Source organism: Wolbachia endosymbiont of Onchocerca gibsoni, assembly GCF_029169405.1.
In the GTDB taxonomy this organism is placed as follows: domain Bacteria; phylum Pseudomonadota; class Alphaproteobacteria; order Rickettsiales; family Anaplasmataceae; genus Wolbachia.
On the sequence record NZ_JABUMP010000001.1, the window covers coordinates 702,769 to 720,801 of the forward strand.

General features: G+C 32.2%; 11 protein-coding genes and 1 tRNA gene. 2 read left to right on the forward strand and 10 right to left on the reverse strand.

Translation table 11 applies throughout. The annotated features are described in order from the left end of the window. Window positions 1-78 precede the first annotated feature (78 nt). The 9 genes from mutS to HSX44_RS02840 all read right to left on the reverse strand — a co-directional run bounded on the left by mutS (window position 79) and on the right by HSX44_RS02840 (window position 11,777). A complete protein-coding gene (mutS, locus tag HSX44_RS02805; protein WP_275602212.1) occupies window positions 79-2,592 on the reverse strand; it encodes a DNA mismatch repair protein MutS in 2,514 nt (837 codons plus the stop codon). Between the two features lie 1,349 nt (window positions 2,593-3,941). Next, entirely contained in the window at window positions 3,942-4,562 is a 621-nt protein-coding gene (locus HSX44_RS02810; protein ID WP_275602213.1) for a 5-formyltetrahydrofolate cyclo-ligase, read from the reverse strand. Continuing rightward, window positions 4,546-5,175, reverse strand: coding sequence for a ferredoxin reductase domain-containing protein (locus HSX44_RS02815; RefSeq protein ID WP_275602214.1), 630 nt, complete (start codon window positions 5,173-5,175; stop codon window positions 4,546-4,548). The genes HSX44_RS02810 and HSX44_RS02815 overlap by 17 nt, the downstream gene beginning before the upstream one ends. A 30-nt stretch (window positions 5,176-5,205) precedes the next feature. Next, a tRNA-Ser gene (locus tag HSX44_RS02820) sits at window positions 5,206-5,293 on the reverse strand. 40 nt (window positions 5,294-5,333) lie between these two features. Next, window positions 5,334-5,435 (reverse strand): hypothetical protein, encoded by a 102-nt coding sequence (locus HSX44_RS04005; RefSeq protein ID WP_410543457.1) that lies wholly within the window; start codon window positions 5,433-5,435, stop codon window positions 5,334-5,336. 6 nt (window positions 5,436-5,441) lie between these two features. Further along, window positions 5,442-5,573 carry a hypothetical protein gene (locus tag HSX44_RS02825; protein ID WP_275602215.1) on the reverse strand — a complete coding sequence of 44 codons (132 nt, stop codon included), beginning with the start codon at window positions 5,571-5,573 and terminating at the stop codon, window positions 5,442-5,444. Window positions 5,574-5,972: 399 nt separating this feature from the next. Next, the gene (gyrB, locus tag HSX44_RS02830; protein WP_275602216.1) at window positions 5,973-8,345 is read right to left on the reverse strand and encodes a DNA topoisomerase (ATP-hydrolyzing) subunit B; all 2,373 of its coding nucleotides are present in this window, start codon (window positions 8,343-8,345) and stop codon (window positions 5,973-5,975) included. A gap of 2,153 nt (window positions 8,346-10,498) precedes the next feature. Beyond that, entirely contained in the window at window positions 10,499-11,248 is a 750-nt protein-coding gene (locus HSX44_RS02835) for an alpha/beta hydrolase (protein WP_275602426.1), read from the reverse strand. Window position 11,249: 1 nt separating this feature from the next. Then, complete coding sequence (locus HSX44_RS02840; protein WP_275602217.1) at window positions 11,250-11,777, reverse strand: c-type cytochrome; 528 nt, start codon at window positions 11,775-11,777, stop codon at window positions 11,250-11,252. Window positions 11,778-11,919: 142 nt separating this feature from the next. Here HSX44_RS02840 and recJ point away from each other — a divergent pair, with 142 nt between their 5' ends. Then, on the forward strand, window positions 11,920-13,659 hold the full coding sequence (gene recJ / locus HSX44_RS02845) for a single-stranded-DNA-specific exonuclease RecJ (RefSeq protein ID WP_275602218.1): 1,740 nt from the start codon (window positions 11,920-11,922) through the stop codon (window positions 13,657-13,659). Between the two features lie 552 nt (window positions 13,660-14,211). Here recJ and HSX44_RS02850 read toward each other — a convergent pair. After that, a complete protein-coding gene (locus HSX44_RS02850; RefSeq protein ID WP_275602219.1) occupies window positions 14,212-14,682 on the reverse strand; it encodes a hypothetical protein in 471 nt (156 codons plus the stop codon). Window positions 14,683-14,757: 75 nt separating this feature from the next. Here HSX44_RS02850 and miaA point away from each other — a divergent pair, with 75 nt between their 5' ends. Beyond that, the gene (gene miaA, locus HSX44_RS02855; RefSeq protein WP_275602220.1) at window positions 14,758-15,648 is read left to right on the forward strand and encodes a tRNA (adenosine(37)-N6)-dimethylallyltransferase MiaA; all 891 of its coding nucleotides are present in this window, start codon (window positions 14,758-14,760) and stop codon (window positions 15,646-15,648) included. Window positions 15,649-18,033 lie beyond the last annotated feature (2,385 nt).

An 18,033-nucleotide genomic window follows, 5' to 3' on the forward strand; every position in this document is an offset into this window, starting at 1 on the left:
TTGCAAGAACTTAAATAGGTATACTATAATAGAAAAACTTACACTAGAAACTTAACAATAGCATAATCAATAAACTTCTCAGGCATTTAGCTCCTTAAATACTGCACTTGCTCTGTCCAGCACAGAATCAGGAAAACCAGCAAGTCTTGCTACATATATTCCATATGACTCATCTGCAATACCCTCAACTACTTCATGTAAAAAGACGACTTTTCCGTTCCATTCTTTTACTTTTACACAGAAACATTTTATATTTTTTAAATATTTACCTACTTTAGTTAGTTCATGATAATGAGTTGCAAAAATAGCGCGGCACTTATTTACATCATGAATATGTTCAATCACCGCCTGAGCGATAGATAATCCATCATATACTCCTGTACCTCTGCCAATTTCATCAAGTATCACTAAGGAACGTTCTGTTGCCTGATTGACTATAGTCGCTGTTTCAAGCATCTCTACCATAAAGGTGGAATAGCCAGCCGTTACATTATCTGTCGCACCAACTCTGCTGAATATCTTGTCAACTACTCCAATGTGCGCACTATCTGCTGGTACAAATGAACCCATATGAGCTAGAATTGCAATGAGAGCATTTTGCCTCAAGAAAGTACTTTTCCCAGACATATTTGGACCAGTGATTAGATGCATACCAACCAAATTGATACTATTTGCAATAAACTTACCATCAATTTCAACTACTGGATGTCTTCCATTATAGATGCTGAATTCTTTACTATCGTCAATAATAGGTTTTACGTAATTATTTTGTACTGCGATCTCTGCAAATGAAGTCCTAACATCCAGTTTCGCTAAAGCATTTGCAGCAAGAGCAATCTTCTCAGATTCTTTAGCGATTTTACTGCATAGTTCACCAAAAATTTTTATTTCCAAGTTAATTATAGCGTCACGCGCTGCAAAAATTTTATTTTCTAATTCCTTCAATTCACTAGTAGTATAGCGTATGCTATTCGCTAAACTCTGCCTATGAATAAATATATTCGAAGTTAACTTATGACTCGTCGACACTTCAACATAATAACCAAGTATATTATTGTGCACTATCTTTAGTGAGGCAATACCAGTCAGATCGCAATAAGATTTACGGAGCTTAGTTATCAGTTTATTGACATTATTTAGCACATAGGATAACTCTGATAATTCTTGATTATACTGTGGATTAATAAACCCACCTTCTTTTATTGAATTTAAGTCATTATCAAGCACAGCATCGTTTAAAAGCTCAAATAATTCTTTATGATTGCCGAGGCTTTTATGTATTGCACTCAGTTCATCTTCACCTGGTTTTACTGTCATCCTAGAGTTTGATGCTGAGATCTGTGTCTTAACCTCAGCGTTTGACACTGGGATAATATATCGTTGTAAGAGAAACTCATTCTTGCCGGATTCAATTTTACATAAGAACTCAGATAACTCTAACGTTTTTCCAAGACCCACTTTCAATAAATTAATATCTTTTGGTGAACCACGCCCTATCACCAAACGCGACAACGACCTCTCAATATCTGGAATACTAGAAAGTATTTCTCGCACCTTTTTACGTAACTCGTGGTGATTTACAAAAAACTCAACAGTACTAAGACTTAAATTAACCGCTTTAGAGCAAGCAAGTGGTGATGCAAGCATTTGTTTGAGCAAACGTCCACCAGAAGCTGTAACTGTGTGATCAATAACTGAAATTAGTGAACCTTTTCTTTCACCAAACTGAGTTGAAAATAATTCAAGATTTCTCCTTGCTGAAGCATCGATGAGCATAAAACTTTGTTGCTTGTATGGTTTTGGCAGTTCAAGCCTTGGAATACAACCTTTTTGAGTTACTCTCACATATTCAAGCAGCACACCGCAGGCTATAACTTCCACTTTGCTAAAATTTCCTATGACCCCAAGTTCTCTAATCTTATAAAATTCGCACAACGTTCTATAGGATTTGTTATACTCAAAAAAACTCTGAGCATGTTGTGCAATTGATATTTTATAGCTTTTTAAAATTGACCTGATTTTCTTATCTTCAATGAGCTTTTCAGAAATTAATAATTCCTTTGGTGATACACGTAGCAAGTCATTATCTAAAGCTTTCAAATTCGTTATAGTGTAAAAAAACTTTCCTGTTGATAATTCAAGCCAACCAATAGCATACTCTCCATTTTGTTCAACTATAGACGCAAGGTAACTATTGCTTTTATCTTCCAATAATGAATCTTCGATAATTGTACCTGGAGTGACAATTCTGACTACGTCACGTTTTACTATAGATTTATGGCCCCTTCTTTTTGCTTCATTAGCAGTCTCTAACTGGTCACAGATTGCTACTTTAAATCCTAAATCTATTAGTTTATGCAGGTAAGATTCACTATTATGTGCCGGGACTCCACACATTGGTATATCCTGTCCACACAAATTACCTCTTTTAGTAAGTACTATATTTAGTAGCTTTGCAGCTTTGATAGCATCATCAAAAAACAATTCATAAAAATCTCCTAGCCTATAAAACAACAAATGATCTCTATACCGAGCCTTCAAGTTCAAATATTGTTCCATCACAGGAGTGTTTTTTTCTTTTATGAAACTCATAGTATTTTTAATACGCTATATTAGCAATAACTTCAGATTTATCGTTATATATAAATAACATAGAACTTAGATAGAAACCTCTACACACACAAAAACAAGCTTTTTAGAAACATATAACGGATTTCTTGTAGCCTCCCTTTTTACAAACTACACTAAAATTATATGAAATTTAAAATCTTTGAAAAGCCTAAATTGCCATTTATTATTACATTAGGTTATGTTAGCAACTGAGAAAAAATAGAAAGGCCTCTCTTATTCTTATTTCTAACTTTTTTGAAAATAATGTACGCTATGAAAGTAATACGCTAAGTTGAATAAATTGATATTAAAGGATCACTTCCAGGAATAGTTGTTAGAGCATTCGATGATCATCAAATATTCATATACAATTCCTTGTTACCGAAATTAAAATGGGGCAACAATTTAATCAATAGTCTTTCCAAAGCAGATCACATTTTTGGTATGTTCTTCTCTAAAAAGAAGTAAATTGTTTTAATCCTCATCCTCTGATGCAGCCTTTTGTAGCACGTGAAGAGCTTTTTAAAGCAAAACATCGAAAAATTTAAGGAACTCTCTCTTAGTAAAATTTTGGCCCAAGAAGGAATGCTTAACATATAATTATATGTCTCAGCATTTAATTATGGGCTAAAAATATTTATAATTTCTCTCACTGTTGTTTTAGTCAATTAAAAAAATCCACGAAAAAAACTTATGCAAGGTGTAAAAAACTCTTAAAATAACTCCAGAAAATTTTGCTGAGTGCAAAGTTAGATTAGGAGCCCTCAGGCTGTACATAATCACAGCACAGTATGTGCTACCAACACTAGACAAACTGATGAGTTGCCAAAACTCCCTTAAAAAGTTTTTACATAAAAGAATATTACCACACTTATACACACAGCTTTATGCTATTATTGATTTGAGATAATTTACATCCTCTCGAATAGCAACGACGTACAACGTCTACTTATAATATTACTCCTTATTATAAAGAAAGTTATTATTAACGCCATTATTATAACTAAGCGCATTCTTCTAATATCACAAAAAGCAAATACTATAAGCAAGTTTACAATATATAAGCATCAGAAGTATATGTCATGATTAGTTCCCTCATTCCTTAATAATATAACACCACAATCATCCAACGCATCATCAAAAGTATGATAAATTAATAATTTAATTATAGATTGACAAAGTCCTAAAATCAAAGAAGTTATAAACATAATAATAGGATATCTATCTGTAAATCCTTACTTTATACTATTACTATAAAGAAAATAGTTGAAAACTTAGATATTGCATTTACACCAGCCCAAAGAGCAATCACAAACTTGAAGATTTAGATATTACCTCCCAAACTTATTAGAGAAAGAGAAATCAAGTTCATTATGCAACCGACATTTTGAAATTTCAGGAAAGTTAACTAGAGAATTACAAGTATTTTGATACCTACACCTGATACGTGCTTCAGTGATCATAATATCCAGTTTTTGATCGTGTTTTTCTACTGGCAAACTTTTATAATATTGTTTTTCATAAGCTACACCTATAAATATTTTTCCAAATGGTCGCAATTCTTTTATTACAGCATCATACCAACCACCACCAAAACCCAGCCTATTAAGATACTCATCAAAAGCAATAACAGGAGTAATTATTATGTCAGGAACTATGTTGTTTTTGTCTATTTTATTCCACTCCTTAAATCTTGGTGGCTTATTTCCATCAGGAATTGCTACTTTATAACCTAAATTAAGCAAATTATGCATCAAGGGCACAACATTTATTTCTTGATCAATTGGAATATAAGCCGCAATTGTTCTGCCTTTAACGTAACTTAAGTTTTGATCAAATAGATTAATAAGAAAATTTGCTACATAACTAGAATAACTCTCATCAGTGTTTTTTCTTATAGCCCTATATTGCTTCCTTACCTCCTTTTTCCGTTGTTTAATATCTTTGAGCATAATCTATCCACTTTGCAGTGAGCTTTTCTTGCAAACTGTTTTGCTTCAAACGCTCACTTAAAAAATCAAAATCAACAAAATCCATATTCTGGTCTTGATTAATGCAACTATAAACAAAACTCTCTTCTCCTGTTTTCGGGTTTATATGCCGTTGCATACATTGAGCGCAAATTCCTTTCATCATACACTGCATAGGAGAATTAATTGACGATACTGCCACGTGGTCAGATTTCAGATATGGCTTTAAAACTGTTTTCCTAGCTTCATTTACAGCTTTCATCATTTTATCAGAGCCGATAGTAATAATTTTATCTATAGCACCTAAATCAATCGTAGTGTCACCTAATATTCCCTGTTGATAAGAGATTATCGCATTAACTATATTACCGTGAAAAGATTTGTCTTGACTTCTGCTTGTCTCTATCCACCCCTCTTCACATGCCCAAACTACCGTATTCGACGCATATTCTATCAGTGCTTGTTTAAATAGATCATTTAATCTTTTATAGCCAGCAAAGTACAGAACCTTATTATTATTTTTAAGGTATGCCTTCCCTATTGGGAATAACACTGCATTTCCGACTCCACCACCAATTAGCATTATGTTTTTCATGTTTTTCCTTCCATTTTCTTGCATGTGATACGGAAAAGGGGGGATTCGAACCCCCGGACATATCTTTATATGTGCACGCTTTCCAAGCGTGTGCTTTAGACCACTCAGCCACCTTTCCACATACCATATAATATTAAAAGTAATGCCGTTAAGCAAGTTCAGTTATAAAAACTAGGTATATAAGGTTCACAACAAAAATTTACAATTTTGTTAAACTTACTTTCGCGTATTGGAAATATTTTATCGCAATTTGCGAGTATTAAATATTATTCATCTCTGGCAAAATCTGGATATGGATGTGCGGTGAATAATGCAATTACTTTATCCTTATACCTTTCCACTACAACTTCAAATTCTGCGTGTAGCATTGAATTAAAGAATTTAACCAACTTCAACAATAAGTCCCTCTGTTTAATACTACTTTGCCAGTTCCGAATACAAATTCATCTTTTTCTGGCCAAAATCCCTATCTGTAACTTACAAGAAACACTTCAAACTCACAAAAAGTTACACTTCTTTGACAAAATATCTTCTTCTTTCATATTACCACTATTCAATATCCTCTTAGTTTCTAGGCTGTCAGTCTTTAAATCGACATTTAGTATTATGCTACTAGTTATAAATCAACTTAAAGATTTATAAAAAATACTACTAATGCTCAAATTCTCATCATAATCAATGAATTTTATTGTTTTTCTATTATAAGCATTGATTTTCAGTAATAGCATAGTAAACAATTCCCTAGCTAAATGGGTTTTAAATGTAATTTGCATAGGTTCCTTAAAAGGAAAAGAAAGTTAAATATCAATATCATGCACATTAAGTGCATTATTATTGATAAAATCACGGCGTGGTTCAACCATGTCACCCATTAGCACTGAGAATATGTTATCTGCCTCTTCACAATTTTTTATTTCAACTTTCAGTAAAGTCCTAGTTTCCGGATTGAGCGTAGTTTCCCAAAGCTGATCAGCATTCATCTCACCAAGACCTTTAAATCTCTGCAGAGTTAAACCTTTTTTACCATAGTCCATCATTATTTTTGCAAGTGCACTTGGAGATTTAACCTTTATTTCAGTTTCTTGTGATTTTAAAAATGAATCACCATTAAATAAGTCAATTATATCATCAAGATAACTAAGTATACTAAGTATTTCTTTACTTTCAAGTATGCTAAGTGGAAATACATACTTATCTGCTAATCCTTGAAATAATTTAGAGACATAAACTTCTTCACCTTTTACTTCTACTTCCCAAGTATATTTGCTATAGATCAACTTTAAGTATTTTAAAATCTCATTAGTAGATAATAAAGCATTTTTCTTACTTAAAATTAGTAGCGACTCTAATAGATTTTGTGGTATTTCTCTGTCATAATTTTTACTAATATTTGAAATACTAAGGCATTTATTCAAAATAAAGCGTAAATCCCTGTTTATACCATTTAATGTTAATTTTTTAACTGCTGAGTTTACTATATACTCTTCAAAGGTTTTATCATCTTTGATATAAGTATCTTTAGCATTTTTTGTAACTTTATAAAGAGGAGGCTGTGCTATATATAAATAGCCTCTTTCAATTATTTCACGCATATATCGAAAGAAAAATGTCAAGAGCAGAGTTCTAATATGTGAACCATCAACATCCGCATCTGTCATAATAATAATTTTATGGTACCTAATTTTCTTAATATCAAAATGCTCATTTCCTATTCCTGCACCAATTGCCGTAACTAAGGAACCAATTTCTGCAGATGAAAAAACACGACCAAGTCCCACACGTTCTACATTTAAAATCTTTCCTTTTAAGGCAAGTACTGCTTGTGTTTTTCGGTTACGACCCTGCTTTGCAGAGCCACCTGCAGAATTACCTTCTACTATAAATAACTCTGATAATTCAGGAACTTTTTCCTGACAATCAGCAAGCTTTCCAGGCAGAGTTACAATATCAATATTATTTTTATTTTTAACTAACTCTCGTGCTTTTCTTGCAGCTTCTCTTCCTTTGGCCGATCTGATAACTCTTTCTACTATACTTGTTGCTAATTTTGGATCAGTTTCAAGCATTGAACTTAATTTATCAAAAACTATGTTTTCTACAACTGTACGCGCTTCAGAACTAACCAATTTGTCTTTTGTTTGTGAAGAAAATTTAGGTTCAGGCATTTTGAGAGATAAAACACAAGTTAATCCCTCTCTAATATCTTCTCCAGTCAAATTTACTTTCGCTTTTTTTAAAAAACCCTCATTAATTGCATAATTATTAATACACCTAGTTAATGCAGACCTAAACCCTGCCAAATGTGTACCACCACCCCGTTGTTTTATATTGTTTGTAAAGCACAGCATATTCTCGTAGTAGGAGTCATTCCACTCCATCGAAACTTCTATACTGATACCAAGATCTTTTGCATCACCTCTTATACTAACAATCTTAGTAACATGTATCTTATTTTTATCTAAATATCGTATAAAATTTGCTGTGCCAAAATTACTTTCAGATTGCCTACTACCATTAAAGTAAGATTCCATACATGGTCTGCTACGTAGGTCACGCAAAGTGATGTTAATATTCGAATTTAAAAACGCTAGTTCTCTGATACGACCTTCAAGAGTGAAGTAACTAAAATTAATGTTACTAAAAGTTTCTATTGATGGCATAAATGTTACTTTTGTTCCTCTTTTGTTTACGTTTTCATTCATCACCTTTAAGGGTTCAATGGACTTACCATTTTCAAAACGTATAAAATACTCTTTCTTGTTGCGCCAGATGGTTAATTCTAGCCAGCTTGATAATGCATTTACAACCGAAATCCCAACACCATGTAATCCGCCGGAAACTTTGTAACTATTGTTATCAAACTTACCACCTGCATGCAACTGAGTCATTATTACCTCCGCTGCTGACATTCCTTCTTCCTCATGAATACCAGTTGGAATGCCACGACCATTGTCAATCACAGATACTGAACCATCCTCATTTATGCTAATTTCAATTTCATTACAATACCCAGCTAAAGACTCGTCTATCGCATTGTCAACAACTTCATACACCATATGATGCAGACCAGATCCATCATCAGTGTCACCAATGTACATACCTGGACGCCTTCTTACAGCATCAAGACCTCTTAAGACTTTTATTGCATCAGCGTTGTAGTTATTTTCCATGGAATTGATTTATTTATAAATATTAACTAATATTATATTTGCACGTACTAATTAGCAACATTTTTAAACTGGAAGAAAAACTTTCAGCCGTAATACATAAATAAAGCATACTAAATTACCTGTACAAAGAAATTTACATACCATCCCAACATACAGGTCTAAATTGAAATGATTATCAAAACCCTGCTTTATATTTTAAGATAAATAGCTAAAATATAGTTTAGCTTACCCTTTTCATTTAAGCTTGCAAAGCTTATGTAGAATAAACTACTCATATACTCTTTCAATTTCTCTTCCTTTTTTACTCGTTACTTAACCTATTTTGAACTGTTGACTCTTTTTCCTACTAATGGTCTTATGTACAGTCACAGTACAACATTACTGTTTCAGACAATAATTTTAGCAATCTATTACAAATCTTTTCTTAATCTTCTTTAAAAAAGTTACCGAGGTTTTTCTCAGCCATTTAAAAAAATCTCGCGCACCACTTCTTTTACAATTCTACTAGTCTTCCGCTGATCTAACTTAATAATTACTGATGAACATAAACCAAACAAAGATTAAAACAGTTTATCTGATGTTCCACCTGTATGACATCGACTTTAATTACCACAAGTTGTGGATATACCTATTATATAAGACCTTTGACAAGCATATCCTCTTCATTTCTTATATTTCCCATTCCTTAAAGGAACTGTTTAGTCTTCCATCCCTTTACTTTTATTATTGCAAGGTTTCCAACATAAAATGACTGCTTGCTTTAGCGTTAATTTACTATGACTACCTCCAAAATTATCTCCTGTCCTATTTATAAACCTCAAACACTTATGTGCTTGAGATTTTTAATCCTTTTTAAATTCATTAAGTGTCAGTCGTATTTCCTCCAATTCACTTACTGCGCATAGAATACCTTTTAACTTAGATGCCCTTTATATTATCTATGGGTTTATCAATACTTTAATTTATACTAAAACTATATTTAGATCGTGAATGGTTTGTACAATAAAAGAAAGAACATCTATTAAAATCTTGAACAGAAAGTGCATTTTTTCAATGAGCATCCAACTTAGCAAGTTGTAAAAAGAATATAGGGCAGCGCTAAAAATATATAAGAAATAATGATAAATAAGGTTAAAATAGCCTTTAATATTACCTTAATGATATTTCAGGCTAGAGGCTGATAATTTTATTTCATTTTTCTCTTGGCTTAAAAAAAAAGCTACTAAACCTTTCTAGGACAATCATCAACAGAAAGAAAAAGTACTGTACTATTACTATTTCTTTTTGTTACACCTGTTTTGAGTTCGTATATTCAATATTTGATAACCCTCTCCCTATTTTACTATCATTTTCTACCTTAGCATACTATCTAACAGACAAAAAATAGAATTTACCAACATTATCTATACCTTCCAGTATTCTCTCTATTATTAATCAAAGTCCGTATTACACCTTTATTTCTGTATAAAACAGCAAAAAGAAAAGAAGTATGTTACTCAATGCTTTTTTCTCCTTACATTAATTTTGTTGCATCACGTTTAGCTAGCAATTCTATAAATTCTAGCATATTTTAAAAATTATAAGGTGCACTGGTGTTAAATAATTTTTAACACTTTTTTTAAATTTTTGTATCAACATTTGCTCTGCTTTTTATCAACAACTCCACTATTTCTAATAGCCTACATTCGACAGTAATGCATAGCAGTGTACGAATTATGTTTGTAATCATCATTAACATTCATATCATACTTTGTTAAAGTTTTATAACTTCAACATTATTCTTCTAAATTATCCATAAGAAGAACATATCAACCTTTACTATGTACACTAAGGTTTATTTTTAAAGCAAATAAATTCTTTTGACTAACTCTTCAATTATTACCTTTAACTAACTTTGCTCATTTTTCCTTCTACGATATCAAAAAGCAAATTCAGCATATCATAAGGACTTTCAAGTTCCTCTGAACTTGGCTTTATCTCTTTTGCCCTCTACTTTACGAGCAATACCCTTCTTTTCATTTTCTTTACTATACGAGATTGCAAACATATTAATCCCATATATTACCAAAACTTATTATTAAGTTTTCACTAATACTATACTAATAAAATTAAAGCTCTAATTAAATAAACCCGGCAAATATGGACTACCTTAATCAGCTACACAGTGGACAAAATTCTCTAATGGTCTGAAATAAAATTTCTAATGAATGATCGTCAGACATATCATGTTTTGCTGACTTTGTCAAATGTACTTCAACATCAAGTGATTTGATTTTTTTAGCTAAACTTAATGAAGTCTGATAAGGAACATCTTTATCATTAATGCTATGCAACAAACGCACAGGAGAATTTATGTCTATTCTTTCTTTATTTAAAAGAAGGTTCCTCCTACCATCTTCTATTAAATTCTTAGTTATTTTATATGTACAACTCCCAGAAGTAAAATCTACTACGTTTTTAGAATCTAGTTCTTCTTTTTGCTTATCTGATAACTGCTTGAATATTAAATCTTCAGTAAAATCAGGGGCAGATGATATACCAATTAACGCTGCAATCCTTTCTGGAAATTGAAGAACAGTGAGCAACATCATCCACACTCCCATACTTGAGCCTATAATTATCTGTTTACCACTGGTTAATTCATTAATAACTCTAGCACAATTTTTTTGCCAATCGCTTATTGTATAATCAATAAAATTTCCACTTGAAGAACCATGACCAAAATAATCAAATAGTACAAGCTCTACATTGTTTTCTTGGCAAAATTTGTAAATAGCAGTTGCTTTAGTTCCATTCATACTGGATGCAAAACCACCAAAAAAGGCTATAGAAGCTTTTCTCCCTTTTAACTTTCGATATGCTATATACTTACCATCTTCATCAAATAATTTACAGTAACCCATATTATTTTGGTAAATCAATCGGGTTATCACTTAATCTCCGTAAATAGCTTACTAAGTCAGCTATTTCTTGTGGGTTAGAAATACCCGCAAATGCCATGCGCGTACCTTTTATATAGGCTTTCGGATTCTTTAAAAAAACAAACAGCTCCTCATATCCCCACCTTCCACCCTTTTCGAACATTGCTTTTGAGTAATTAAATGAATCACCAAGGTGTGCTTTTTTATTTCCAACTACATTCCACAAGTTTGGCCCTACCTTATTAAGTCCACCTTTTTCAAAACTATGACAAGCTATACACTTCTTTGCAGCTAACTTACCCTTCTCGAAGCTAGCATTCTGCATGAGTGCTCGAATATCAAACGCTACTTGTTCAATCTTTTGCTGAGATTCACTATCACCAGCAGCTACTATTGTTTGGTGTTCAATTTTGTATTCCTCCGGACTGTAAAGCATATCAACTATGTTACTGACTATCATAATCATTAGCCCAGAAAAGAGAATCGATGCTGCAACTTTATTAAGCTCCATAGTTAATTTTCATCAACTGATATTACTCAAGTAATACAAATATTTTTACAAACAGCAAGCAATTAATTTTAAAATAAATTAATTCATCTTCATAGTAGAGCCAAATCAAAAATTCTGGTAAAGTAGTTTTATTTGCAAAAATATGCTATTTGATATCGAAAAGCGCAGCATAACAAACACACTATGGAAGTTGCGAAAAGCAGATCAAAGGGAAGTCTTAACTCTAATTCAGAAGTTTGAATTACCAGAAATATTAGCGAGAACACTTGTGACTCGCGGTGTCAATGTAGAAAACGCAGGCAACTTCTTATGTCCACTAATCAGATTGCTACTACCAGATCCATTTCACCTTCTTGATATGGACAAGGCTGTTTGCCGTATAATACAGGCAATAAATGATAATGAAAGCGTGGCAATATTCGGTGACTACGATGTCGATGGCGCAACATCATCAGCATTGATTAACAGGTATCTAAGGATGATCGGTATGCACTCTATAACTTACATTCCAGATCGTATTAATGAGGGCTACGGATTAAACTCAGATGCTTTATTACAACTTAAAAAGAAAGGTATTAACTTATGCATTTCCGTTGATTGTGGCACGCTTGGATATCAACCAATAAAAGATGCAAGAAACTTTGGCCTTGATATTATAGTTGTTGACCATCACCTTAGCACAGAAAAATTACCAAGCGCTGTGGCAGTTGTTAATCCAAACCGTCTTGATGAGAGATCTCCTTATAGTAACCTCGCAGCAGTGGGAGTATCATTTCTTCTAATTGTTGCTCTTAACAAGAGCTTACGTGAACAGGGTTTTTTTACTAACAGAAAAGAACCAAATTTATTTGATCTGCTAGATCTAGTTGCCCTTGGTACTGTTTGCGACGCCATGCAAATTACTGGCCTTAATAGAGCATTCGTCTCGCAAGGATTAAAAATTATGTCGACAAGAAAAAACGTTGGCTTACGCGTTTTGTCTGATGCATTAGGAATTCTTGAAAAGCCAAGTGTTTCTCGGCTTAGTTTTAACATTGGGCCATGCATAAATGCTGGAGGAAGAATTGGAGAAGCATCTCTCGGTACAAGGTTGCTCTCTACAGACAATGAAGAAGAAGCACATTCCATTGCATCAAAACTGATAAATTTAAATAACGCGAGAAAGATAATGGAAAATAAGGCTTTTGCGGAAGCTATAACACAAGTGGAAAAATCTATCCATTTAGGTGAAAACTTTATAATAGCAAGTGGTAATTGGCATCAAGGAATAATTGGTATAATTGCATCGAAGCTAAAAGAGCAGTTTCACTTACCGGCAATAGTGATATCTTTAAGCAATGGAATAGGGAAAGCAAGCTGCAGGTCAATTCCTGAAGTCAATATTGGTGCTGCAATCCTTTCCGCAAAGTATATGAATTTAATTATTGAAGGTGGTGGTCACAGTATGGCAGCAGGATTTTTAATTAAGGAAGATAAAATAAATGACTTACATCACTTTTTTACTAAGAAGTTTACAAACTCCACAAATAATAGAGCTTTAAAAGCCGATGGTATAGTGACTGTTAAAGCAATAAACTTATCTCTGTGGAATCAATTACAACGTTTAGAACCATTTGGTATTGGTAATCCTGAACCAAGATTCATTATTCAAGGAGCAAAGATCAGAAAACCTAAAGTTGTAGGAGTTGACCATATAAAATGTTTCATTGCTGATAATGATGCTATAGTCAGAGCTATCGCATTTCGTTCTGTAAATACTCATCTTGGTTCTGCCATCACACAGGGTAATATTGAAGCTGTTTTAGGTAAAATCTCCGTAAATTACTGGAATGGTAACGAATTTGTACAGTTTTTAATAGAAGATGCACTGACCAGTAACTAAGTAATCTCATAAAACTAAATCCAAGTCTTCTGGCTTTAAGCAATTAAGTAGCTACTTATAATCAATTTTTAGTAACTAGCTAGCTTTTGTAAATAAAATTCCTACAATGCTCAATACCACATCGTACATGTTATAAACTAAGAAACTACTTAGTAAATTTTGTCAACCCCTTCCCCTAAAACAGATCGATCTGTGCAAATTAAACGACAAGAGTATTACAATATTTAATTTTTGCGTTATGTTGCACTCTATACCTTTACAATATTTTTACAAGGCAGCCTCCCTTTTATCTATATAATTATTTAATGTGAAAAACATACTTACAAAGTGTTTGAGGTAACACATAACTTTAATTTAGAGAATTAAAGAATAAAACAAAACTATTTACTATAGTTTTTTTGCTTTTTTTCTCTATTTAGTAAATCTTCTTAACATTTATGCTAAAGCAATTTAAAGGCACATAATGTAAAAAAAAACGCCATCACTTTTTCTCTGCTTAGTCTATAAGGTTAAATTACACAAGACGCTAATATTAAGTCTATCACAGACTTATTATAGTCCAAACTCTTCATTAATTTTATCAACTATTTCTTGTGGTGGATCTTCTCCCCATCCTGAATACAAAATCTCTCCATAATCTGCAACATCCATAGAACCAGTTCTGCTTTTTGCAAGAAACATCTCTCTCTTATCTTTACTAACTAATACATAGTGCCACGCTGACCTTCCACGATCTTTACCACGAACTAGATATATAAGATCTGATCTACTTCTTCTTGCTGCATCAACAAAGGATCTCTCATTGAGAATTCTGCTTCTGCTTTTTATGCTGCCACTTTTGGAAAAAGCTTCCTTAGGTTCAGTTTTTTTTCTTGCTAATTCAGAGATTTTCCCTCTTTCTCCTAACGCACGTTCCTTTGTATTTTGAGATGAATACTTGTTAGAAAAACTTCCCCCTGCATAACCATAAATCCTGCTTGAAAAACGCTTAGTAAATGAATTATTATCGTTATCTTCTGTCATAAAAGACTCCAAACTTTAGATTGTAGAATCCAAATNTTTGCTACACTCTATTATATATTAATTAAATTAATATAAATGAAAGATAGTATCATAATCATTACAGGAATTACAGCTTCAGGTAAATCAGAATTATGCAATAATCTAATGAAAAAATATTTGAATATTAGCATAATAAACTGTGACTCAAAGAAGGTATATAAGGAAATTCCCATAATTACTGCTCAGCCATTGAAGCAAGAAAAACCTTATAAATTGTATGGATATGTTTCGGCAAGAGAAAACTACTCCGTGGGTCTATGGCTAGAAGATTTGAAGAAGGAAATCAATAATGTATTAGAAAACTCACAAGTACCAATCATTACTGGAGGAAGTGGGTTTTATATCAGCAGTTTGATTAAAGGCTTGTCATCAATTCCACAAATAAGTCAGGAAGTGANNNAAAAAAATGTAAGTGAGTTCAGAAAAAATTTAAGTAAAGAGGAGTTCTATAAATTAGTGTTAAACAAAGACCCAAAAGTTCAAGGTAAAATATTCATGAATGACTCACATCGCCTTTCAAGAGCACTTGAAGTTATTACTGAAACTGGCAAGTCAATTTTTATATGGCAAGAAAATAGACAACCTCCTTTAATCAATAATTTTAAGATATATACAATTTTACCTAAACGCGAGGACGTATATCGAAAAATAAATTCCCGCTTTATTACAATGATTAAAAATGGAGCAATTGATGAAGTAAAAAATCTACTTGGTATGAACTTAGCCTTATATTTGCCAGCCATGAAAGCACATGGAGTTCCAGAAATTATAAAATACTTAAAAGGTAAAATTACCCTAAACGAAGCAATACAAATTGCTCAAACAAATACAAGACATTACGCAAAGCGCCAGTATACTTGGTTTAAAAATCAATTTCCAAACTCTGAAGTAATCAACTGCATAGAAGAATTTTCACTCTTCCTTTAATCTAATACAGTCTTTTTTGCTACTACTTATTCTGTATAATAGTCTCGATGTATTGATTGTAGTTTAACTTCTTTTAGATACTTTTTACTTTCAATAATCTAGCAAAGCTACCTGTTTCATTGTAACTACACATCTTTCTCCTTTATCATCCTTTTATATCACTAATATAGCCAAAAATGCTCTTAATCAATTCTAAAAACTCTTTAAATGACATCAAAACAAACTTTTACTTTTTGTTGCATTCCATCGACAACTGGCTAACACCCTACCCCTTCAAAAATAGTAAGAGATAACTTACTATCTTTTATATATTACGTATCCTTCCCATCCTAAAATTTAAGTGAATTTTAGTAAGCTACGCAACTACTTATATAATTTTTCATTTTAGCTTTGTAAAAGCGTTAGTAGAAACTAGCTCTTCAACTGTAACTGTGCATAGCCTGAATCACTGTAACCAATATGCGTTGTTAATGATTAAACCTGAACAATAACTTGTACNCATAGGTAAATAAGGAAGATACGCTCCTTTAACATACAAGGCACTTACATACCTTGTTTGATTACAACTAGTAACCTTCCCTCCAAGGGATAATCCCTCTTGGAACTTGAGTTTCAACATATTTAAACATTCTCTTAAAAACTTCTTTTACAAAAAAAAACGGTAGTCTTCATCTTACTCTCTTTGAGAGTAAACTATTATACTCTGTATATAATTTTTCGATCAAATTTTTACTTATATTTTTGTTGTCAATAACAAAATCTATCCTTTGAAAATTTTTATAAACTTACTCATCAGAGCTTACTGATTTATTATCCTTATCTGCTCTTAACAGACTAAAATTAAACTTTTTTGTTCGAGTTCTCAGCGGATTACTGAACTTTCTTTTTTTCCCTATATAAAATCATTTATTATCAATATCTTGATATGGAATGCAGTAGTACAATACATGAAATATTTAATAAGCCAACAAAAATACTTAACACTGATACAAGCTCTACAACGACAAATAGTAACAGCTTCATCACCAAACTATAGAACCTTTAGAAGACCTCCTATTAATGATAAAAAGGTTTTACACATATATGAATCGCAGCAAACAACCAAAAGTACTGATTTCTCTAAAATGGCAATTTAGAGAATATATCTAAGTTTCATTTTGCAATACTGCCTAAACCCTGTGGTGGAAATAAAGTAATGAACCTGCTGTTTTATAGGCCGTTCAGTTATATAGATAGAAAAAAGCCATTACTTGATGCTCAAGTTGAAAAATTTCAACTTTCATGGCAAGACTTTGTGAGCATCACCCGCCTTACTCTTAAAGAGAATCCCATATAAAATAGTCATTGAAAGTAAAAGTCAATACATACTTATAATCTTTTTTAATTATTCAATTAATTATTGATATAAATTATTTCTAAACGGAGCCAATATAATTATTAGTGAAAACTCGAAAAATTTGCCAAACATTGGCAAATCGCTCATCCAGATTATGTATTGCTTAACATTAGCCTATTTTAAAAAAATAGCTAGCATAGAATCGGTTTACTAATTGTGTCGAGCATCACCGATAGAAGTATTGGAAATATGATAAGCTCTAGTTAAAAAACTGCCCAATTTGACAGAATGGATAGACGCCATGTTAATTAAAAAACTGCTAAGTTGAAGAGAAAATATTATGAAGTTGCATAAGCCAAGCTCATTAACTGAAGAGGAATTTTCGAGGAAAAGGCTTACTTATGATAATTTTTACATATTGACTAACACTAAAACTTGCAAGAGAAAACTATGTAAAAAAAACGAGCAGAGGATTTACAGTATCCAATAAATATATAAAAAACAAGTCTTGAATAACTATCGTTTTAAATTAAAAAATAATCAAGTTAGTATAATAGGTGAAATTTCAGAAGATAAAAATCTTAAGCACCATATGATAAGTAAGTTTACTTCAAAGTGATATTGGTAGTGGAAAGACCGTGATTGCACTTTTTGCAATGCTTAATCTAGTAGAAAACAATATGCAATCAGCTCTAAGCACCAACTACTATTATCTGCAGAAGCACAATACCATTATTGAATCAAAAAGGCTTTATTCTGTACTGATAATATAAAAGTTACTCTACTCACTGGTAAGATTACACGCAAGAAAAGAAAAATTATCATGAATGAACTTATAAGCAGTATTTTAAACATAGTGTTTAGCACTCACGCACTATTTCAAGCTAACATCACATTTAAAATTTTTAGGCTTGCAGTTATAGGTAAACAATAACGATTTGTAGTGATGCAGAAAAATCGTTTAGCAAAAAAAGGAGAAAATGCCGATATACTTTTTGTTACTGCAACTCCAAGAACTTTACAGTAAGCCATGTATGATAGTATTGAAT

Excerpts from the sequence above, each read along its gene's own strand:
- HSX44_RS02840 (WP_275602217.1), bottom strand. The coding sequence starts at position 11,777 with ATGGAGCTTAATAAAGTTGCAGCATCGATTCTCTTTTCTGGGCTAATG.
- HSX44_RS02835 (WP_275602426.1), bottom strand. The coding sequence starts at position 11,248 with ATGGGTTACTGTAAATTATTTGATGAAGATGGTAAGTATATAGCATAT.
- recJ (WP_275602218.1), top strand. The coding sequence starts at position 11,920 with ATGCTATTTGATATCGAAAAGCGCAGCATAACAAACACACTATGGAAG.
- gyrB (WP_275602216.1), bottom strand. The coding sequence starts at position 8,345 with ATGGAAAATAACTACAACGCTGATGCAATAAAAGTCTTAAGAGGTCTT.
- mutS (WP_275602212.1), bottom strand. The coding sequence starts at position 2,592 with ATGAGTTTCATAAAAGAAAAAAACACTCCTGTGATGGAACAATATTTG.
- HSX44_RS02815 (WP_275602214.1), bottom strand. The coding sequence starts at position 5,175 with ATGAAAAACATAATGCTAATTGGTGGTGGAGTCGGAAATGCAGTGTTA.
- HSX44_RS02850 (WP_275602219.1), bottom strand. The coding sequence starts at position 14,682 with ATGACAGAAGATAACGATAATAATTCATTTACTAAGCGTTTTTCAAGC.
- HSX44_RS02810 (WP_275602213.1), bottom strand. The coding sequence starts at position 4,562 with ATGCTCAAAGATATTAAACAACGGAAAAAGGAGGTAAGGAAGCAATAT.